Origin of the sequence: Streptomyces sp. NPDC059010 (assembly GCF_042740355.1) — a bacterium.
In the GTDB taxonomy this organism is placed as follows: Bacteria; Actinomycetota; Actinomycetes; order Streptomycetales; family Streptomycetaceae; genus Streptomyces.
Window position 1 is genome coordinate 183,435 of the sequence record NZ_JBHYJA010000012.1, and the last position, 19,572, is coordinate 203,006.

Here is a 19,572-nt window from a genome sequence, read left to right on the forward strand (position 1 = left end):
TGCCGGGGCCGTTCCCCGCACAGCGATCCTGGAGGTGGAGGAACCCGCACACCGGCGTGCGGGACACCGAGCCGGGGAGGTGTCGGCCGTGCTTCGCCCTGTCGTGGTAGGACTGGACGGTTCCCGGGAGAGCCTCGCTGCCGCCGACTGGGCGGCCCGGGAGGCGCTCAGGCGCGGTCGGCCACTGCGTCTGGTGCACGCGTGGGAGGGCGGTGCGTCGCCCGAGACGTCGGAGCTGCCCGAGCTGGAGGCGCCTCGCCACCGGGCGCGGCGGATTCTGCGCGGTGCGGTGGACCGGCTCGACGAGCGTTGTCCGCAGGTGCATCCGAGCGCTGAGCAGATCTCCCGCCCGGCCGCCGACGCACTGGCCGCGGCGGGCGCCGAGGCGGAGCTGCTGGTCCTCGGCAGCCGCGCGTTCAGCGGATTCGGCGGCTTCATGGCAGGTTCGGTGGCGCTGGCGACGGTTGCCCGGGCGACACGGCCCGTCGTACTCGTCCGGGCGGATCAGCCCCTTGAGGACGAGCACGAGCCGGACGCGCAGGGCCGGCCGTCGGCGCATACGCCGTATCGCCCTGTCGTGGTCGGTGTGGATCCGGCGCAGTCGTGCGAGGAGTTGCTCGCGTTCGCCTTCGAGAGCGCGACGCTGCGTGCCGCGCCCCTGCGAGTGGTGTACGCGTGGCAGCTGCCGTACATGCCTCACGCGCTGGAGGCGAAGGCGCGCCGGGGTGTGCGGGCGGGCGCCGAGCGCGTACTGGACTCCGTTCTCGGACCGTGGCGGGAGAAGTACCCCGCCGTGCGGGTCACCCGGCTGGTCGAGGAGGGCCGTCCGGCACAGCACCTGCTGCACGCCGCGCAGGACGCCGGTCTGCTGGTCGTCGGCCGCAGGATCCGTCCGTCCAGGACCGGCGTCCACACCGGTCCCGTCGCGCACGCGGTGATGCACCACGCCCGGTGCCCGGTCGCGATCGTGCCGCACGAGTGAGTCGTCCCTCCCGGTTCCACCGGCAGGGGTCGGACCGGGAGGGGCCGGGTCGGAAGGGGCCCGAGCGGCGCGAACTCCGGCGCCGCCTACTGCTCCGGCGCCAACGGCACCCGCCAGACCAGCGTGCTGCCGTCGCCGGGAGTGCTCACCGTCAGCTCACCGCCCAACTGCTGAGCCCGCTCCGCCATGTTGGCCAGGCCGCTGCGGCGCCCTCCGGCCGGAATGCCCACGCCGTCGTCGGACACGGTCAGCCGCACCTCACGCCCGTCGGTCACCAGCGCGACCTCGGCGCGGTCGGCGCGGGCGTGCCGGCCGACGTTGGTCAGGGCCTCGGACAGCACGGCCTCCACATGGTCGGCGACCTCCCGGGGTACGTCGGTGTCCAGCAGGCCCTCCATGCGCACGCTGGGCGCGAAGCCCAGCACGGGAGCGGCCTCGCCGGCCACCCGGACCACGCGGGCCCGCAGACCGCTCCCGGAGGCGCCGTCGCGGGCGCGCAGGCCGAAGATCGTCGACCGGATGATCTTGATGGTCTCGTCCAGGTCCTCCACCGCGCGCGCCACCCGCTCCGAGGCCTCCTTGTGCTCGATGAACCGGCCGGCGCTCTGCAACGTCATGCCCGTCGCGAAGAGCCGCTGGATCGCGAGGTCGTGCAGATCCCGGGCGATCCGGTCGCGGTCCTGCAACAGGGCGATCTGCTCCGCGTCCTGGCGGCGCTCGGCCAGCTCCATCGCGATCGCGGCCTGCGCGGCGAAGCCCCGGAGCGGTGCGATCTCCTTCTCGGAGAACGGCGGGCGCCCCGCCGCACGCACCAGCAGCACGACGCCGCGTACGCCGTCGCCCGCCCCGATGGGCACCGCCACGGCGGCCCCGAGCCCCTCGAAGCGGGGGGAGGCGGCCGGCACCCGCTTGTCGCGGGTGACGTCCAGGCTGGTCACCGGGGTGGCGGTGGAGAATGCCTGGCCGATGAGGCTGCCGTCGACGGGCAGCACGAGCCCGCGGTGGGCCTCGGCGCCGTGTCCTACGGCCAGCTCCACCTCCAGCGCGGCGGTGTCCTCCAGGGGCATGGCGACCACGGCCAGGGCCGCGCCGGTGATCTCCCTGGTGCGTTCGGCGATCAGGCCGAGAGCCTGGCCGCGCTCGCCGCCGGACATCAGGCTGTGGGTGAGTTCGGCGTTGGCCTGCAGCCAGCGTTCCCGCAGCCGGGTCTCCTCGTACAGGCGGGCGTTGTCGATGGCGACGCCCGCCGCGACGGCCAGGGTCGACAGGACCGACTCGTCCTCCTCGTCGAACTGTGCCCCGCCCCTCTTCTCGGTCAGGTACAGGTTGCCGAAGACCTGGTCGCGCACCCGGATCGGGACACCGAGGAACGTGTTCATCGGCGGGTGGTGCGCCGGGAAGCCGTACGAGGCGGGATGCGCGGAGATCTTCGTGAGCCGCAGCGGCTCGGGGTGGCGGATCAGTTCGCCGAGGATGCCGTGGCCCTCCGGGTAGGGACCGATGCGGGCGATCTGTTCCGCGGAGACACCGACGGTGTGGAAGGCGGACAGCCGTGTGCCGTCCGGCCCGATCACGCCCAGGGCCGCGTACTCCGCGTCCACCAGCACGGCGGCGGCCTCCACGATGCTGTGCAGTGCCTGCTCAAGATCCAGTTCCCTGCCGACCGAGAGCACCGCCTCCAGAAGGCTGTGCACCCGGTCGCGCGTGCCGCGGGCCGCGTCGAGGCGGGCCTGCAGTTCCTCCAGCAGTTCGTCCAGCTTCAGCTGCGGCAGCCGTACGCGGGCCTGACCAGCCTGCTCATGGCTTTCCACCGGCGCTCCTCCACGTCCCCTCGACCCGCCCGACGCCGACCGTTGCGGTCAAGGACCACGGTATCGGCCCGGGGCAGCGGTCGGTACGGCAATCGCACCCCGTCGGCGTGACAGAACCCCCGGTCAGAGGCACGGCAACCGTGCGGTCGCGTACTCGGTGAGAGCGAGCAGCCCGACGTGCGGTACACAACCGGAGCGTCTCCCGCCCCCGCTCGTCTCCCGCCCCCGCTCATCGCCCGTCTCCGCATCATCAGCGCTCCGCCCTCGAACGGGCCGTCCGGTCACCGGCGAGGGCCGAACGGCCCTAGCGTCTGCCGGGCAGCCGCGGTTCGAATGATCTGATCGGAAAAGAGCCGCACACGAAACCGCCCCACCCGCCCTGCGGCCCCTACGGTCCCGCGCCGCGTGACGGATTCGGTGAGCCGGTCGGAGATGTGAAGCAGTGAGAGACGAACAGCTACGGAAGCCTGCCATGGCCTGCGGCAACGCCCTGCCGGTCGCCCCGGGAGCACGCCGGAGCATCGAGCTGGACAGTGCCGAAGCGCTGCGGCTCCTGGGCAGCGTGTCCTTCGGGCGGATCGTCTTCACCCGGCAGGCTCTGCCGACGGTCCGCCCTGTCAACCATGTCCTCGACGAGGGTGACATCGTCATCCGCACCCACGAGGGAGCGGCCCTGACGTCAAGGGCCCTGCAGGCGGGCGCGCCGGGGGTCGTCGTGGCCTACGAGGCAGACGCCATCGACCCCGACACGCACATCGGCTGGAGCGTGGTCGTCACCGGCTACGCCCATCTCGTGACCGACGCCGGCGATCTGGCCCGCTATCAGGACATGCTCCAGCCCTGGGTGGGCCGGGCCATGGACTACGCGGTCCGCATCCGCCCCGACCTGGTGACCGGAGTCCGGCTCGCCCCCGTCGAGTCCTGACCCGGCCGTCCGGTCGGCCGTGCGGCACCACCGCGACGGGGACGTCCTCCCGGGAGACGGGTCCGGGACCGTGGAGGACGAAGCCCTTCATGACGGTGTGGGTCCGGTCATGACGGTGTGGGTCCGGTCGGCCCCACGGAAACGGAGAGGCAGGGCCGACCGGCCCTTCCGCCCGCCCGGCGTACGGGATTCGCTGGGACCATGTCTGAGAACCCCACCGGGTCCTCGCCGTCCCTCCCGGCGAGCGTCGTCGCTGGTACGACCGTGGTGGAGCTGCGCGGCGAGATCGACCTCGGCTCGGCACCGGCCCTGGCGGTACGGCTGGACGCACTGACCGCCGGAACGTGCCCCGATCTGGTGCTCGACCTGCGCGCCGTGTCCTTCATCGACTGCACGGGTCTCGGCGTCCTGTGCCGGGCCCGCAACCGCGTCCTGCACCGGCAGGGCCGACTCCGTCTGGTCAGCCACAATGCGTGCTTCCTGCGCATACTGCGCAGCACCGGTCTGGCCGGCGTGTTCGAGATCAACCCCGATTTTCCCGCCCCCGTGGAGAAGGACGCGGTCATCGTCCCGGCAGGCTGAACGGGCCCGAACCCGCTACCCACTCGCCGCCACGGCGTCGAGCACCGCACGCGCCGCACGCCGCGGAGTCGCGGGACCCTCGGGACCGTAACCGAGTCGTACGAGCATGTGCGCGTGGCCGGACCCCGGGGCCACGGACGCACGCAGGTCGGGCCACTCCATGGCCTGGTGCAGGAGGGACGCACGCAGGCCGTGGGCCGTGGCCACCAGGAGGACGTGTTCGAGGGCCTGCCCGGCGCGCAGCCAGTCGGCGCGGCGGTCGTGCTCGGTACTCAGCACGGCGATGACGGGAGTCGTCTCGTACATGCGGGCGGGGAGCCGGTCGGGATGGCGTCGGGCGGTGAAGTCGCGCATGGGGAGCCGCTCCCGGGTGTCCTGCGGGCCGAGTGCCGCCCGCGGCAGGCCGGTGTCGGCCGCCGCGTACGGGTCCTCGCGCACCCACCGGCGACTCTCGGCGCTGCGGTCGGCGTCCCACCGGTTGCGCTGCTCGCCGTCCGCGGTGAGGGCGAGCAGGCGCGCGGTCTCGGCGTGCTCGGGGAAGCGGAGCCATGCGCCCTCCGCGCCGGCCGCCGCGGCGAGTTCGAGGCGCAGACTCGGCGGGATCGGCCGGTCGGAGAACGGGAAGCGGCTGCTGTGCCGACGCCAGACGGCCTCGTACAGGTCGATGTCGCCTTCGCGTGGGCGGCCTGGGGCAGGTGCGGTCGGCCGGACGGATGCGAGCAGGTCCGGTTCCTCGGGGCGGGGCAGCAGGTGGGTGACCGGGTCCCAGCCGAAGTGGACCATCGCGACGCGGAGGTTGAGCACGCAGGCGCCCACCGACAGGTGCAGGGCCCGGCCTTCCGCGTCCGTGTGACGCAGTCCGCCTCCGGGGGCGGCTCGCACGGAGAAGGTGACCGTCTCCGGATCCAGCCGGAAGCGCCACGGCTGGGAGTTGTGGATCGAGGGCGCGGCGACCGCGGCCGAGACGCACGTCTCCAGTACCGCGGCATCGAAGGACGTGCTGCGCATGGGGTCCTCCCCTCTCGCCGAAGTGGTGCCGTCTTCGAGGGTGCGCACCCGGCCGCGACATGGTGAGGGGCCGATGGTCCCTCGTGGGGGCCTGGCGGGCCATGTCGGCGCGGGACGTCGGCTGGCACGGTCAGGACAACGGAGGTGAGGACCCATGAGCGACGGCACATGCACGAAGAAGCGGTTGTGGCGGTGGCGTGGCAACCCGCTACGACGGCGTGACGACATCCTGGAGGCCTGGATCGTGCTGGCCGTCTGGGCGGTCGTCCTGGTGGGCGGCACGTTCGTCGGCCTGGTGACGGCCCACGCCGCCGACGAGGCGTTCGCCCAGCAGCGGGCCGAACGGCACTCCGTGCGGGCCGTGGTCCTCGCCGACGTCCCCGCGTCGTCCACCGAGGCAGGTGGGACACGTGCCCTGGCGCGGATCAGCTGGACGGCCCCCGACGGCACGACGCATACCGACCAGACCCTGGTGGACACAGGGCATAAGGCCGGCTCCGAGGTCGTGGCCTGGCTGGACGGCCGGGGCGACCTCGCCACCGAGCCGCCGAGCCCCACCGAGGGTGCCATCGAGGCCGGCATCCTGGGCACGGCCGCCGCGCTCGGACTGGCCGGAACGGTGTGCGGCGCCGGGGCTCTCGTCCGGTGGAGGCTCGACCGGCGGCGCATCGAGCAGTGGGGCCGGGAGTGGGACCTGGTGGGGCCCCGGTGGGGGCACAAGACCGGGTGAGGCCGGGCACGCGAGGCGGGTCGCCGACGGGGCCGCCGTCGCTCATGCTGGAAGGAGAGTCACACGGCTCTTCGAGTTCACGTCCGCGGAGGTGAGCCGACCGACTCCGCACGTCCGCCACAGGACGGAGGAACCCATGAAGGTCGGAGTGCTGACCGGTGGCGGCGACTGCCCCGGCCTCAACGCCGTGATCCGCAGCGTGGTCCGCAAGGGCATCCAGGAATACGGCTTCGAATTCGTCGGCCTGCGGGACGGCTGGCTCGGCGCGCTTCAGGGCACTGTCGTGCCGCTGGACATTTCGAGCGTGCGGGGCATCCTGCCACGCGGCGGGACCATCCTCGGTTCATCCCGCACCAACCCGTTCAAGCATGAGGACGGGGTGCAGCGCATCCAGGCCACCCTTGCCGCGCACGAGGTGGACGCGCTCGTCGTGATCGGCGGCGAGGACACGCTCGGGGTGGCGGCCGAGCTGAGCCACCAGGGCGTCAATCTGGTCGGCGTGCCGAAGACCATCGACAACGACGTGTCCGGCACCGACTACACCTTCGGCTTCGACACGGCCGTGGGCATCGCGACGGAGGCCATCGACCGCCTCCACACCACCGCCGAGTCGCACATGCGCACCCTGGTGGTGGAGGTGATGGGGAGGCACTCCGGGTGGATCGCCCTGCACGCGGGCGTGGCGGGCGGCGCCAACGTGATCCTCATCCCCGAGCGGCCGTTCGACATCGATCAGGTCTGTGCGTGGGTGAACAACCGGTTCAAGATCCACTATGCGCCGATCGTCGTCGCCGCCGAGGGAGCCGTCCCCATCGAGGGGCAGATGGTCCTCAAGGACCGGACGGTGGACGAGTTCGGCCACGTACGGCTGTCGGGCATCGGTGAGTGGCTCGCCCAGGAGATCGAGGAGCGCACGGGCACGGATGCCCGTACCACCGTCCTCGGCCATGTCCAGCGCGGCGGCACGCCGAGCGCCTTCGACCGGTGGCTGGCCACACGCTTCGGCCTGCACGCCGTCGACGCGGTCAAGGACGGCGACTACGGCAAGCTGGTGGCCCTGCGCGGCACCCAGATCATCCGCATCCCTCTCGACGGCACCAGGACGAAGACCAAGCTGGTGGATCCGTCGCTGTACGACGAGTTCGAGGTGTTCTTCGGCTGATCCCGCCCCCTGCCCCGGGGTCCCGGTCCCCTGCCCCCGTCCCCGGTCAGCCGGCGTGCGGCACGACCGCCACCGGGCAGCGGGTGTGGTGCAGCAGGGCGTGGGTCACCGGCCCCAGTCGGCCCTCGGGCGCTCGCGGGTCGGTGCGGCGGCCCACGACCAGCAGGTCGGCTTCCCGGGACGCGTTCAGGAGTGCCTCCGCGGGGTGGAGCAGGACGACATCGGTGCTGGTCGTCACCTCCGGATACTTGTCCTGCCACATGCGCAGGGCATCGGACAGCTGCAGGACCTCCTGGTCCTCCCAGGTGGCGCGGTCCTCCTCGGTCACGAACAGCTTCTGGGGAGACACGGCCTCGGCGGGAAGAGCCCACGCCCGAACCACCCGCAGACGTGCCCCGCGCGCCTCGGCTGCCGCGAACGCGAAGTCCGCCACCTCGCCGACCGGACGGTGCGCGTCGAAACCCAGCACCAGCTCAGGCACACCGCCTGCCGCCCGCGTCGCTTCTCCGAAGCCCCCGACCAGCCGTTCGGGCACGAGCACCACGGGGCATTCGGCTGCCGCCGCGACACGCAGGGCCACCGAACCGACCGCGAGGCCGTCGAAGCCGCCGGCTCCTCGTGCTCCGACCACCAGGAGCCCGGCGCCGTGTGCCGCGGCGAGGAGTGCCATGGCCGGGGCGTGGTCCGTCTGCTCGCCCCGCGCCTGGAGGTCCGGGTAGCGGGCGCCGAGGTCGGCGATCGCCCGCTGGAGCATGCGCTCGCCCATGCGGTGCAGGGTTTTCGCGGCCTGGACCGGGACGGCATCACCCGGAAGCAGTGGAGAGGCATGCACCAGGCGGAGCGGAACGCCGCGCGACAGCGCTTCCCGCGCGGCCCAGTCGGCGGCGGCCAGGCTGCGTTCGGAGCCGTCGATACCCGCCAGCACAGGGTGATTCATCGCGCCCTCCTTCGCCCGCCGGCCACGTCCGCAGGCGGGCCCCGCGACTGTTTCGACCCCTCTCCCACTGTTCCACGGCAGGCCCCGAAGGTCCCGGCGAAAGAGCCGTTCGGCCCTCTCTGCCCCGGTGCGCGCGGCGCGTCAATGGACAACACGCGGCATGCGGAGGAAGGCGGCATGCGGAGGAAGAAGGAGAGGAACCATGGCCTACGGCACACAGGTGCGCAACGATCTGCGGGCTCCCGCCCTGGAGCTGCGAAAAGCGATCCCGCAGGTGTACGAGGGGTACCGGCAGCTGCACGACAGCGCGCTCGCCGCCGGCGCGCTGGATGCCAAGACCAAGGAACTGATCGCGCTGGCCATCGCGGTGAGCAAGGAATGTGACGGCTGTATCGCCGCCCATGCCCGCGGGCGTGCCTCGCCCGCGGCTTCCGATCGCCTCGTCTTCACCATCGCCCCGGCCCGCCGGCCCGTCATGGGCCGATGAGGCCAACACACGTGGGCCACCCAAGCTCACGGACTGGGGCCTTCCGGCTCATGCGGCGGGCGTGTCGCGCGTGGCACGTTGGATGCAGCACCATCCTGAGGAGAGGGCGGCGATCATGCGAGCTCACCTCGGCGACCAACTGGTCATCGAAAGCCCGGCGACCGGCGCCACCCGGCGCGACGGCGAGATCGTCGGACTCCACCACGAGGACGGAACACCTCCCTACGACGTGCGCTGGTCGGACACGGACGAAGTGACCCTGGTGTTCCCCGGGCCCGACGCACACGTTCAGCACGTCGGGCAGGCGGAGACCGTGTCCGAAGCAGGCCGACCGGCCGGGACACCCAGCCCCGGAGACATCGGCCGGCGCGTGGCCGTCGAACGTCGCAGACAGAGGCTCGGCCGGGAGGAAACCGCCCGCCGCGCACGCATGTCGCCCGAGTATCTGAAGTACCTGGAGGAACGGCCCGCCGACCCGACGGCGGCGACTCTCATCAGGCTGGCCGACGCACTCGGCACCACTGTCGGCACCCTGCGCGGCGGAGGTGTCGATCTCCCTCCCGGTCAGGGCCACGCACTGCTCCACCCTGAGCTGCGCGACCTCGGCCCGCAGGAGTGCCGCACGCTTCTCTCCACGCACGGGGTGGGGCGTGTCGCGGTGTCGACGTCCGACGGCCGCCCGGCGGTCGTCCCGGTCAACTACGAGGTCGTCGACGACACGATCGTGTTCCGAACCACGCCCGGCTCCGTGCCCTCGGCGGCCGTGGGAACGGACGTCGCCTTCGAGGTCGACCACGTCGACGAGGCCCTGAGCCAGGGCTGGAGCGTGCTCGCCGTCGGCCCCGCGAGCGTCGTGACGGAGCCGGACACCGTGCGCAGGCTCGCCCGACACGCCCACACGATGCCGTGGGCCGGCGGCGAACGCGAGATGTGGGTGTCGGTCCGGCCCACGCGCCTCACGGGCCGCCGCATCACCCCGGCCGCGCAGTAGGCGGCCAGGGGCGGTGGTCTCGTCCCGGCATGCCGCCGACTCGCGAAGGGAGGCTCCCGTGAGCCGACAGTTGAGCAGACACGCACCGTCCGACGAACGGGTGGCGGCCCTGGTCCACGACGCCGTGGCCGCGCCGTCGATGCACAACGCGCAGCCCTGGCGGTTCCGCTATTTCCAGGGCACTCAGACGTTCGAGCTGCATGCCGACTTCGACCGTGCCATACCGCACTCCGACCCTGACGCCCGCGCGCTCCATCTCGGCTGCGGCGGTGCCCTGTTGAACCTCAGGGTCGCCGTGGTCCACGACGGCTGGCACCCGGAAACCCGGCTGCTGCCCGATGCCGCCGACCCCGCGCTGCTCGCGAGCGTACGGTTGACCGGCCCCGCAGGCCACGAGAGCGGCCTGGGCGCGCTGCATCCGGCGATCCGTCAGCGGCACAGCAGCCGCTGTCCGTTCGAGGAGACGAGGATCCCCGAGTCCCTGCGGGAAGCTCTCGGCGTGGCCGCTCGCGATGAGGGAGCAACCCTGTCGTTCCCCACCTCATGGCATCTTCAGGACGTGCTGGAACTGGTCCAGGAAGCCGAGGCACGCATCATCACCGACCCCGGCAGCCAACAGGACCTGGCGCGGTGGACCCGGATCGACGCCCCCTCGGTGAACACCGCCGACGACGGAGTCCCGCAGTACGCCTTCGGTCCACGCAAGCGCGGAGGCAGAGCCCCCATGCGCGACTTCGCCGGCCCCCGGCAGGTGGCGGGACGGGACGCGGCGGACTTCGAGCAGAACCCTCAACTGGCCCTCCTCAGCACGGTCCACGACCGTCCCGCGGACTGGCTCCGCGCCGGCCAGGCCATGGAACGCGTCCTGCTGCTGGCCACCCTCAAGGGCCTGTCCAGTTCCTTCGTCACCCAGCCCCTCGAATGGACGGACCTGCGCTGGCCGCTGCGCGATCCGGTGACCGGGACGGGCTACCAGCAGTTGGTGCTGCGTCTGGGGTACGGGCCCAAGGGCCCTCGCACACCGCGCCGCCCGGTGACGGATGTACTCGACATCCAGCCCTGACCATCCCCCACCACACGCCCAGGTCACCACGCGGTCTCCGGCCGGTCCGGGACGCTGTCCCCGCCGTTGAGCCAGGACTCGGCGGAGTCCCCGATCCGCGTGGTGCCGCCGCGTCCGCCGCATGATCCGTCAGTTTGGGGGCTGGGCCTCGAACACGGGGCTCCGCGCCGGGTGCAGAGCTGTGGGAGACATGCATGGAGTGGTTGGTCTCGCTGGTCGGTGCCGGGCTCGTCATGGTCGGCTTGCGGGACCTGTTCCACACACTCTGGCACCCCACCCGCCACGGCGGCCTGAGCCGTGTCGTGATGACGGCGCTGTGGCGACTGGCCCGGCGGCTCCGTGCGCGCAGACGGGTGGTAGGGCTCATCGGACCGCTGGCCATGGTGACGGTGGTGGGCATGTGGGCCGGAACCGTCATCATCGGCTGGGCCATCGTCTACTGGCCGCACATGCCGGAGTCGTTCGCCTTCTCACCCGGTTCAAAGGCGGCACAGGAGCCGGCACTGCTGGACTCCCTGTACCTCTCGCTCGTCACGGTGGCCACGCTGGGCCTGGGAGACATCGCGCCCGGCGAACACTGGCTCCGCCTGGTCTCACCGCTGGAAGCCCTCGTCGGCTTCGCCCTGCTGACGGCCACGGTCTCCTGGGTGCTGGAGATCTACCCGGCGCTGACCCGCAGGAGGGTCCTCGCCATCCGGCTGGCGCTGCTGCGCGACGCGGACCCGGCGACCGGGCAGCTCGACTCCACTGCGGGAGCCCTGCTCCTGGACAGCCTGGCCACCGAGGTCGTACGCGTCCGTATCGACTTCACGCAGTACGCCGAGGCCTACTACTTCCATGACGGCGAGGACCACTCGTCGCTGGCAGCCATGGTCGGCTACGCCGCCGACCTCGCCGAGCGCGGACAGAGAGCGCGACGGCCCGAGGTACGACTGGCCGGCGAACTGCTGGCCGGCGCGCTGGCAGACCTCGCCACCATCCTCGACCAGCGTTTCCTCCACACCGGAGGCTCACCGGCGGAAGTGTTCACCGCGTACGCCACCGACCATGGCCGTGACCGCGCACAGCCCTGAGCGAGGGTGCACTCCACGGGCGGGTTCGATCCGCGCGGACCTCACCGTGGCCGACATGTCAGCGCTGTGCGGTCCCTTGTCACACAGGGATGAAATTCCGTTCCGGAGGACTCAACTCCCCCACAGCCAACGGTGATTCGCTCAGACATTCGCCTTCGCGCTGCCATATTCGACAACCACTTCGGAGGTGGTTGTGACCAAAGAGGAACGCATCACCGACCTGGCCCGCCGCCGCGAGCAGGCCCTGATGCCGGGCGGCGTGCGCAGGCGCGGGGAGTTCGGGGCCCGGGAGCGGGTCGAGCGGCTGCTGGACAAGGGGTCCTTCACCGAGACCGGCCTGTTCGTGCGGGCGCGGCCCGCCGCGGACGACGGGCGACGGCCCTACGGCGACGGCGTGGTCACCGGGTACGGCACGGTCGACGGACGCCGGGTGTGTGTGTTCGCCCAGGACTCCGCGGTCTTCGGCGGCAGCATGGGCGAGGCGTTCGGCGAGAAGACCGTCGCCCTCATGGACCTCGCCCTGAAGACCGGCTGCCCGGTCGTCGGGCTCAACGACGGCGGCGGCGCCCGTATCCAGGAGGGGGTCGCCTCACTCGCCCTCTATGCCGAGCTGGTGCGCCGCAACGTGCAGGCGTCCGGGGTGATTCCGCAGATCTCGGTCGTGCTGGGGCCGTGTGCGGGCGGGGCCGCCTACTCTCCGGCGATCACCGACTTCACGGTGATGGTCGACGGCGCCTCGCACATGTTCGTCACCGGCCCCGACGTCATCGAGGCGGTCACCGGCGAGCGCGCCACCGCCGAGGAACTGGGCGGCGCCCGCACCAGCAACGCCGTCAACGGCAACGCGCACTTCCTCGCCGCCGACGAGGAGGACGCCCTGGACGTCGTACGCGATCTGCTGTCGTATCTGCCGGACAACAACCTGGAGCGGCCCCCGCAGTACGCGCCCGGCGACGCCCCCGCGGGCGACGGGCTGGACGCCGTCGTCCCGGACCGGCTCGGGAAGGCCTACGACATGCGGGAGGTCCTGCGGGCGGTGGTCGACGACGGTGAACTGCTGGACGTGCAGGAGCTGTTCGCGCCGAACATCATCTGCGCCCTGGCGCGGGTCGAGGGCCGGTCGGTCGGCGTCGTCGCCAACCAGCCGCTGCACGCCGCCGGGGTCCTCGACATCGACGCCTCCGAGAAGGCCGCGCGTTTCGTACGGTTCTGCGACGCGTTCGGCATCCCGCTGCTGACGTTCGCCGACGTCCCTGGCTATCTGTCCGGCGTACGACAGGAGCGGGGCGGCATCATCCGGCGTGGGGCGAAACTCCTGTACGCGTACGCCGAGGCCACCGTCCCCAAGGTCACGGTCGTGGTGCGCAAGGCGTACGGCGGCGGGTACGCGGTGATGGGTTCCAAGCACCTCGGCGCCGACATCAACCTCGCCTGGCCCACCGCCCGCATCGCCGTCATGGGCGCCGAGGGCGCGGTGGGCGTCCTGCACCGGCGCGAGCTGGCCGCCGCCGACGATCCCGAGGCCCTGCGCGCCCGCCTGGTCGCCGGGTACGAGCGCACCCACGGCACCCCCTACCTCGCCGCCGAACGCGGATACGTCGACGCTGTGATCGCCCCTCGCGACACCCGCGACCACATCTGCCGCGCCCTGAACGCCCTCCACGGCAAACGCACGCCACTGCCACAGCGCAGGCACGGCAACATCCCGCTCTGAGCCCATCTCCACCGAGGCGCGTCCCCCCGTACCGCGACGTCAGGAGCCACACCCCGATGGACAGCCGCCGCCCCCCGCTCTCCCCCACGTGCCGGACCCTGCCCCAATATGTGCGGCACTGGGCCGAAACCGCCCCCGACCGCCGGGCGTTCACCTTCGTCGAGTACCCGGCACCGCACTCACGCGGCGTCCACCGCACCCTGACCTGGCGCCGGCTGGACCTGCGGGTGCGCGCGCTCGCCGCCCGCCTCGCCGAGCAGGCCGAACCGGGAGCGCGCGTGGCGTTGTTGTGCCCGCAGGGCACGGACTACGTCACCGGGTTCCTGGCCGCGCTCACGGCCGGGCTGGTCGCCGTGCCGCTGTATCCGCCCGGCCTGCCCGGGCACACGGACCGGCTCTCGGGCGTCCTGGCCGACGCACGCCCCACGGCCGTCGTGACCACGAGTCGTCTGCGGCAGGAGGTGCAGGACTTCTGCGCGCGTGCGGTCGGCGACGAAGGCAAGGACGGTGGCGGCGAGGGGCGGATGCGGATCGTCTGTGCCGACGAGGTGCCGGACGACAACGCCCGGGACTGGCGGCCGGTCGAGCCGGATGCCGGGGCGACCGCCTATCTCCAGTACACCTCCGGTTCGACGCGTGCTCCGGCGGGTGTGGAGATCACCCACGCCAACGTCGTCGCCAACGCCCGGCAGGCGCTGACCGCCTACGGTGCCGACGCCCATCCGGTGACCTGCGTGGGCTGGCTGCCGCTCTACCACGACATGGGGCTGGTGCTCAGCGTCGCCGCGCCCGTGGTGCGCGGTGCGCTGTCGGTGCTGATGGACCCGGCCGCCTTCCTGAACGAGCCCGTGCGCTGGCTCCGGCTGCTCGGCGCGCATCCGCGGGCCATCAGCGCCGCGCCCAACTTCGCGTACGACTACTGCGTCGGCGCCGTCACCGACGCCCAGAAGGCGGACCTGCGCCTCGACGGTGTCACCGCGCTGATCAACGGCAGCGAGCCGGTCCGCCCGGGCACGGCCGACCGTTTCCACGCCGCCTTCGCGGACCGGGGCCTGCCCGCCACGGCCCACTGTCCCTCGTACGGGCTCGCCGAGGCCACCGTCTTCGTCAGTGCCGCCCGGCCCGGTGTGCCGCTCGGCCGGTTCGCGCTGGACCGGGACGCCCTCGCCGCCGGGAAGGCCCTGCCCGCCCGGCCCGACGACCCCAGAGCCGTACTGCTGGCCGGCTGCGGCACCCCGGCGGGCCAGCGGGTCCGGATCGCCGACCCGGTCACCCGTGCCGTGCTGTCCGAGGGGGAGGTCGGGGAGATCTGGGTGCAGGGGCCCAACGTCGGCCGGGGTTACTGGAATCGGCGGGAGGAGAGCGAGCGGGTCTTCGGGGCCGAGTTCGCCGGCGGCTCGGAAGCGCCGGACGGCCGGTGGCTGCGCACCGGTGACCTGGGCGCCGTGTTGGAGGGCCAGCTGATCGTCACCGGGCGGCTGAAGGACCTCGTCATCGTCGACGGCCGCAACCACTACCCGCAGGACCTGGAGGCCACGGCCCAGGAAGCGCACCCTGCCGTACGCCGGGACCGGCTCGCCGCCTTCGCGGTGCCGGGCGGCGCGGGTGAGCGGGTCGTCGTGGTGGCTGAGCACGCACGGACGGTGTCCCCGGCCGAGCTCGATGTGCGGGCCGTGGTGCGTGCCGTGCGCGGCGCCGTCTCCTCGCGGCACGGGCTGCGGCTCGCCGACGTCGTGCTCGTGCCGCCGGGCACGGTCGCCCGCACCTCCAGCGGCAAGGTGTCACGGGCTCTGACCCGGGCGCGGTACCTGGAGGGTGCGTACCCGCAGGGCGGCGGGAAGGCTGGCGGCACACCGGTCGGCACACCACCACCGGCCGACGCCGCGGCCGATTCCACGTCGAGGGCCGCCGGATGAGGGGCGTCGACGCGGCGGCGCTGCGTCGGGTGATCGCCGAGCGGGTGGCTTCCTGGAACGGCACGGATCCCGAAGACGTCCCGATGGACCGGCAGCTCGCGGAGCTCGGCATGTCCTCGCGGGACGCGGTCGCCCTGGCCGGGGAGTTGTCCCGCGTCACCGGATGCGAACTGCCGCCGACCTTGCTGTGGGAGGCGCCGACCGGGGAGGCGCTGGTGGCACGGCTGTGCGGGACGGCCCCGGGGCCCGCGCCGCTCGTCATGGCACCGGGATCCGGCTCCCCCGGTGAGCCCGTCGCGGTCATCGGCGTCGGCTGCCGGCTGCCCGGCGGCGTGCACGGGCCGGGTGACTACTGGCGGCTGCTGTGCGAGGGCGTGGACGCGATCCGGCGCGTACCCGAGGACCGCTGGCGGGACTTCACCGCCTACCCGCCCGCGGACGCGCATCCCTACGGCGGTTACCTCGACGACATCGCCGGGTTCGACGCGGACTTCTTCCGCATCACTCCGCGCGAGGCCGCGGTGATGGACCCCCAGCAGCGGATCCTGCTGGAGGTCGTCCACGAGGCGCTCGACCACGCCGCCGTCCCGGCCGCGTCCCTGGCGGGCACCGCCACGGGCGTCTTCGTCGGTGTCTCCGCCCCGGAGTACGGGCAGTTGACCGGCGCGGATCCCGACGCCGTCGACCCGTGGGCCCCCGCCGGTGCGGCCCTGAGCGTCACCGCGGGCCGGCTGGCGTACGTCCTGGACACGCGTGGCCCGTCCCTGGCCGTGGACACCGCCTGCTCGTCCTCGCTGGTCGCGGTGCACCACGCCTGCGTCAGCCTGCGGGCGGGTGAGAGCGACACGGCGATCGCCGCCGGGGTCAATCTGCTGCTGTCGCCCGCCGTCACGGTCGCCTTCCGGCGGGCGGGCGCCCTCGCGCCGGACGGGCGGTGCAAACCGTTCTCGGCGGCGGCCGACGGCATCGGGCGCGGCGAGGGCTGCGCGGCCGTGGTCCTCAAGCGGCTGTCCCACGCCGAGCGGGACGGCGACCGGGTGCTGGCGGTGATCCGTACCACGGCCGTCAACTCCGACGGCCGGTCCAACGGTCTGATGGCCCCCAACCCGGCAGCCCAGCAGGCCCTGTTGGAGTCGGCGTACGCGCGGGCCGGGATCACCCCGGCGCAGGTCGACCTCGTCGAGGCGCACGGTACGGGCACCCCGTTGGGCGACCCGATCGAGGCGGGCGCACTCGGCGCGGTCCTCGGGCCCGGCCGCGACCCCGATCAGCCGCTGCTGCTGGGCTCGGTCAAGGGCAACCTCGGCCATCTGGAGTCCGCCGCGGGCGTGGCCGGCCTGGTGAAGACCGTGCTCGCCCTGCATCACGACCTCATCCCGCCCTCTCTGCACTGTGCGGACGGCAGCGCCCTGCGCGACGCCCGGCTGCGCGTCGTGAGCGAGCCCGAGCCGTGGCCCCGCTACGGCGGCACCGCCGTCGCCGGAGTCTCCGGATTCGGGTTCGGCGGCACCAACGCCCATGTGGTGCTGGAGGAATGGCGGCCCGTCGCCCTGCCCTCGCCCCCGGCCGACGGGCCGGCCGCCCGCCTGCACCTCCTCTCCGACGCCGACACCGAGCGGGTCCGCGACACCGCGGGTCGGGTCTCGGCCTGGCTGCGGACGCCCGAGGGCCGCGCGGCGCACCCCGCCGACGTGGCTCGCACGCTCGCCGGGCGCACCGGCCGCGGGCCCGTACGTGCCGCGGTCGTCGCCCGTGACCGTGACGAACTCGCCCTCGCCCTCGGCGAGTTGGCGGTCGGCCGCCCGGACGGGCGGGTCACGACGGGTGACCGGGACCTCGTGGGGCCCGGCACGGTGTGGGTCTTCTCCGGGTACGGCACCCAGTGGCCCGGCATGGGACGCCGACTGCTCGCCGAGGAACCCGCGTTCGCCGCCGCCGTGGAGAAGCTCGACCCGCAGCTCGCCGCCGAGTGCGGTGACCTGTCCCTGTACGACCACCTGGCCTCGGGCACCGGCCTGGACCGTCTCGACACCGCCCAACCCCTCCTGTTCGGGCTGCAGTTGGCACTCGCCGAGCTGTGGCGCTCGTACGGTGTCGAGCCCGCGGCCGTGATCGGCCACTCCATGGGCGAGGTGGCGGCGAGTGTGTGCGCCGGTGCCCTCGACGTGGCCGACGGGGCGCGTGTCGTCGCCGTACGCGCTCGTCTGCTGAGCGGGCTGCGTGGCGGTGCGATGGCCGTGGCCGACCTGGACGACTCCGAACTCGACCATCTGGAACGGGACTTCCCGGGGGTGCATGTCGCCGTTCACTCCTCGCCGCGGCAGAAGGTCGTGACCGGAGCGGAGGCGGCGGTGGAGCGTCTGGTGAGCCGTCTCCAGCAGGAGGGCCGGGCCGTCCGGGCGATGCGGGTTGTGGGCGCCGGGCACTCCCCGCAGGTCGACGCGCTGCTGCCGGGTCTGACCGAGGCGCTGGCCGGTGTGCGGGGGCGCCGGGCGCGAATCCCCGTGTACTCCACCGTTCTCGACGACCCGCGCGACGAGAGCGCCTTCGACGCCGCCCACTGGGCCGCCAACCTGCGCCGGCCGGTACACCTGGACCGGGCCGTCGCGGCGGCAGCGGCCGACGGACATACGGCCTTCGTGGAGATCTCACCCCATCCGGTGCTCACGGGCGCCCTCACCGACACCGTGCCCGGCGCACTCGCCCTGCCGACGCTGCGCCGTGACGCGGACGGATCCGCGGCGTTCGCCGTCCAGTTGGGCGCCCTGTACGCGGCGGGACAGCGGCTGCCGCTTCCGCCCGGCCGGGTCATCGACCTGCCCGGTCCCCGCTGGCGGCATACGCGGCACTGGTGGACGGACGGGAGGGCGAGAGCGGGGGCGGGACCGGCGTCTTCGGCGTCGGAGTCGGCATCGGCATCGGCATCGGTCGAGTGGCACGCCGGTGCGGACGCGGGCGCGCCCGAACGCGGCGGCAGCCACCCGCAGGTCGGCGCGGCCCCGTCCGCCGACCGCCACGCGCAGGCCACCGAGCCCCCGGTCGGAGGCCTAGGGCGCGGCCATGGCAGCACCCGCGCGGCCGGACCCGCCGACAGCCCCGCGCACCCGGCGGAGCACTCCCCCGTCCTGGCCCGCCTGGCCCATCACATCGTCACCGTGACCGGCCACCCGCCGACCCGGATCACCCCCACCGTCGCGCTTGCCGATCTCGGCCTGGACTCCCTCATGGCGGTCCGTATCCGTACGGCCGTCGAGCGCGAGTTCGACGTCGAACTGCCCCTGCGCGACCTGCTCGGTGCCGCCACCGTCGCCGAGGCGGCCGCCCGCGTCGAGCGGGCCCTCCCCCAGTCGGCCGGTGGCGTGTCCCCGCGTCCCTTGCGCGCCACCGGCTCCCGGCCCCCGCTGTTCCTCGTGCACGCGGCCGGCGGTCCGAGCACCGTGTACCGGGCGCTCGCGCAGGGGCTGGGCGCGGAGCAGCCGGTGTTCGGACTCGACCGGATCGACGAGGCCCGCACGGTGGCGGACAAGGCGCGCCGCTACGCCGAGGCGATCGGTGCCGCGCACCCCGACGGGCCCGTGCTGCTGGGTGGCTGGTCCTTCGGCGGCTTCGTCGCCCAGGAGACCGCACGGCAGCTGGCCGCAGCCGGACGGGACGTACCGCTCGTGGTGCTCCTCGACTCCGTACGGCCCCTCCCCCGGCCCGGGCTGACACCGGCCGACCGGATCCGGGCCCACTTCGAGGGGTTCGCGGGGCACCTCGCCGAAACCTACGGTGTGCGGCTGGAGTTGCCGTACGACGACCTGGTGGCGATGGACGACGACAGGGACCGTATCGACGTCGTGCTGCGGGCCGTACGGGAGGCCGTCGACGTGCCGCGCGCCGCGTTGGAGCACCAGCGCGCCTCCTACCTGGACCTGAGGATCGGCGAGGCGCACCGGCCGGAAGGGTACGGCGGCCGGGTGCTGCTCTACCGCGCCACCGAGCCGGCGCCGCACACGGTGCGCGATCCGGCGTACGAGCGCGACGACGAGGCGCTGGGCTGGGACGAGGTGTGCCCGTGTCTGGAGGTCGTCCGGGTGAACGGACATCATCTGGCGCTGCTGGACCCGCCGTACGTCGACGAGATCGCCACGCATCTGAGCCGTTCGCTCGCCGAGCGCACCCCCTCCCCCTGAACCAGAACCCGGTTCC

The 19,572-nt window shown here is 73.1% G+C and carries 15 protein-coding genes; 12 read left to right on the forward strand and 3 right to left on the reverse strand.

Features of this window, described 5'->3' with window-relative positions:
- Window positions 1–88: 88 nt before the first annotated feature.
- A complete protein-coding gene (locus ACFWYS_RS15280; RefSeq protein WP_384767790.1) occupies window positions 89–982 on the forward strand; it encodes a universal stress protein in 894 nt (297 codons plus the stop codon).
- 86 nt (window positions 983–1,068) lie between these two features.
- Here ACFWYS_RS15280 and ACFWYS_RS15285 read toward each other — a convergent pair whose 3' ends face one another.
- Window positions 1,069–2,793 (reverse strand): GAF domain-containing protein, encoded by a 1,725-nt coding sequence (locus ACFWYS_RS15285; protein ID WP_384767793.1) that lies wholly within the window; start codon window positions 2,791–2,793, stop codon window positions 1,069–1,071.
- Window positions 2,794–3,265: 472 nt separating this feature from the next.
- Between ACFWYS_RS15285 and ACFWYS_RS15290 the strand changes: the two genes are divergently transcribed.
- Window positions 3,266–3,718 carry a pyridoxamine 5'-phosphate oxidase family protein gene (locus ACFWYS_RS15290; RefSeq protein ID WP_384767795.1) on the forward strand — a complete coding sequence of 151 codons (453 nt, stop codon included), beginning with the start codon at window positions 3,266–3,268 and terminating at the stop codon, window positions 3,716–3,718.
- A 201-nt stretch (window positions 3,719–3,919) separates the two neighbouring features.
- On the forward strand, window positions 3,920–4,300 hold the full coding sequence (locus ACFWYS_RS15295) for an STAS domain-containing protein (RefSeq protein ID WP_384767798.1): 381 nt from the start codon (window positions 3,920–3,922) through the stop codon (window positions 4,298–4,300).
- Between the two features lie 15 nt (window positions 4,301–4,315).
- Here the strand turns inward: ACFWYS_RS15295 and ACFWYS_RS15300 are convergent, their stop codons facing one another.
- Window positions 4,316–5,308 (reverse strand): Acg family FMN-binding oxidoreductase, encoded by a 993-nt coding sequence (locus tag ACFWYS_RS15300; protein WP_384767801.1) that lies wholly within the window; start codon window positions 5,306–5,308, stop codon window positions 4,316–4,318.
- Between the two features lie 154 nt (window positions 5,309–5,462).
- Here ACFWYS_RS15300 and ACFWYS_RS15305 point away from each other — a divergent pair, with 154 nt between their 5' ends.
- On the forward strand, window positions 5,463–6,038 hold the full coding sequence (locus ACFWYS_RS15305) for a hypothetical protein (RefSeq protein WP_384767804.1): 576 nt from the start codon (window positions 5,463–5,465) through the stop codon (window positions 6,036–6,038).
- A gap of 136 nt (window positions 6,039–6,174) precedes the next feature.
- Window positions 6,175–7,200: a 6-phosphofructokinase gene (locus ACFWYS_RS15310; protein ID WP_384767806.1), complete on the forward strand. Its 1,026-nt coding sequence runs from the start codon at window positions 6,175–6,177 to the stop codon at window positions 7,198–7,200.
- A 46-nt stretch (window positions 7,201–7,246) separates the two neighbouring features.
- On the opposite strand, the gene ACFWYS_RS15315 is transcribed toward ACFWYS_RS15310, so the two are convergent.
- Entirely contained in the window at window positions 7,247–8,137 is an 891-nt protein-coding gene (locus ACFWYS_RS15315; protein WP_384767809.1) for a universal stress protein, read from the reverse strand.
- A 202-nt stretch (window positions 8,138–8,339) separates the two neighbouring features.
- Between ACFWYS_RS15315 and ACFWYS_RS15320 the strand changes: the two genes are divergently transcribed.
- From ACFWYS_RS15320 to ACFWYS_RS15350, 7 genes are all read left to right on the forward strand, one after another.
- Window positions 8,340–8,624 (forward strand): carboxymuconolactone decarboxylase family protein, encoded by a 285-nt coding sequence (locus tag ACFWYS_RS15320; RefSeq protein ID WP_384767812.1) that lies wholly within the window; start codon window positions 8,340–8,342, stop codon window positions 8,622–8,624.
- A gap of 115 nt (window positions 8,625–8,739) precedes the next feature.
- Window positions 8,740–9,615, forward strand: coding sequence for a pyridoxamine 5'-phosphate oxidase family protein (locus ACFWYS_RS15325; protein WP_384767815.1), 876 nt, complete (start codon window positions 8,740–8,742; stop codon window positions 9,613–9,615).
- 58 nt (window positions 9,616–9,673) lie between these two features.
- Window positions 9,674–10,678, forward strand: coding sequence for an Acg family FMN-binding oxidoreductase (locus ACFWYS_RS15330; RefSeq protein WP_384767818.1), 1,005 nt, complete (start codon window positions 9,674–9,676; stop codon window positions 10,676–10,678).
- Window positions 10,679–10,872: 194 nt separating this feature from the next.
- Entirely contained in the window at window positions 10,873–11,751 is an 879-nt protein-coding gene (locus ACFWYS_RS15335; protein WP_384767821.1) for a potassium channel family protein, read from the forward strand.
- Window positions 11,752–11,998: 247 nt separating this feature from the next.
- Window positions 11,999–13,465 (forward strand): acyl-CoA carboxylase subunit beta, encoded by a 1,467-nt coding sequence (locus ACFWYS_RS15340; protein WP_384767947.1) that lies wholly within the window; start codon window positions 11,999–12,001, stop codon window positions 13,463–13,465.
- Window positions 13,466–13,521: 56 nt separating this feature from the next.
- Window positions 13,522–15,381 carry a fatty acyl-AMP ligase gene (locus ACFWYS_RS15345; protein WP_384767824.1) on the forward strand — a complete coding sequence of 620 codons (1,860 nt, stop codon included), beginning with the start codon at window positions 13,522–13,524 and terminating at the stop codon, window positions 15,379–15,381.
- A complete protein-coding gene (locus tag ACFWYS_RS15350; RefSeq protein WP_384767827.1) occupies window positions 15,378–19,556 on the forward strand; it encodes a beta-ketoacyl synthase N-terminal-like domain-containing protein in 4,179 nt (1,392 codons plus the stop codon). The genes ACFWYS_RS15345 and ACFWYS_RS15350 overlap by 4 nt, the downstream gene beginning before the upstream one ends.
- Window positions 19,557–19,572 lie beyond the last annotated feature (16 nt).

What these genes read in the sequence shown, in the direction of transcription:
- ACFWYS_RS15290 (WP_384767795.1), top strand. Translation starts at nt 3,266, where the DNA reads ATGGCCTGCGGCAACGCCCTGCCGGTCGCCCCGGGAGCACGCCGGAGC.
- ACFWYS_RS15295 (WP_384767798.1), top strand. Translation starts at nt 3,920, where the DNA reads ATGTCTGAGAACCCCACCGGGTCCTCGCCGTCCCTCCCGGCGAGCGTC.
- ACFWYS_RS15300 (WP_384767801.1), bottom strand. Translation starts at nt 5,308, where the DNA reads ATGCGCAGCACGTCCTTCGATGCCGCGGTACTGGAGACGTGCGTCTCG.
- ACFWYS_RS15305 (WP_384767804.1), top strand. Translation starts at nt 5,463, where the DNA reads ATGAGCGACGGCACATGCACGAAGAAGCGGTTGTGGCGGTGGCGTGGC.
- ACFWYS_RS15310 (WP_384767806.1), top strand. Translation starts at nt 6,175, where the DNA reads ATGAAGGTCGGAGTGCTGACCGGTGGCGGCGACTGCCCCGGCCTCAAC.
- ACFWYS_RS15315 (WP_384767809.1), bottom strand. Translation starts at nt 8,137, where the DNA reads ATGAATCACCCTGTGCTGGCGGGTATCGACGGCTCCGAACGCAGCCTG.
- ACFWYS_RS15320 (WP_384767812.1), top strand. Translation starts at nt 8,340, where the DNA reads ATGGCCTACGGCACACAGGTGCGCAACGATCTGCGGGCTCCCGCCCTG.
- ACFWYS_RS15325 (WP_384767815.1), top strand. Translation starts at nt 8,740, where the DNA reads ATGCGAGCTCACCTCGGCGACCAACTGGTCATCGAAAGCCCGGCGACC.
- ACFWYS_RS15335 (WP_384767821.1), top strand. Translation starts at nt 10,873, where the DNA reads ATGGAGTGGTTGGTCTCGCTGGTCGGTGCCGGGCTCGTCATGGTCGGC.
- ACFWYS_RS15340 (WP_384767947.1), top strand. Translation starts at nt 11,999, where the DNA reads ATGCCGGGCGGCGTGCGCAGGCGCGGGGAGTTCGGGGCCCGGGAGCGG.
- ACFWYS_RS15345 (WP_384767824.1), top strand. Translation starts at nt 13,522, where the DNA reads ATGGACAGCCGCCGCCCCCCGCTCTCCCCCACGTGCCGGACCCTGCCC.
- ACFWYS_RS15350 (WP_384767827.1), top strand. Translation starts at nt 15,378, where the DNA reads ATGAGGGGCGTCGACGCGGCGGCGCTGCGTCGGGTGATCGCCGAGCGG.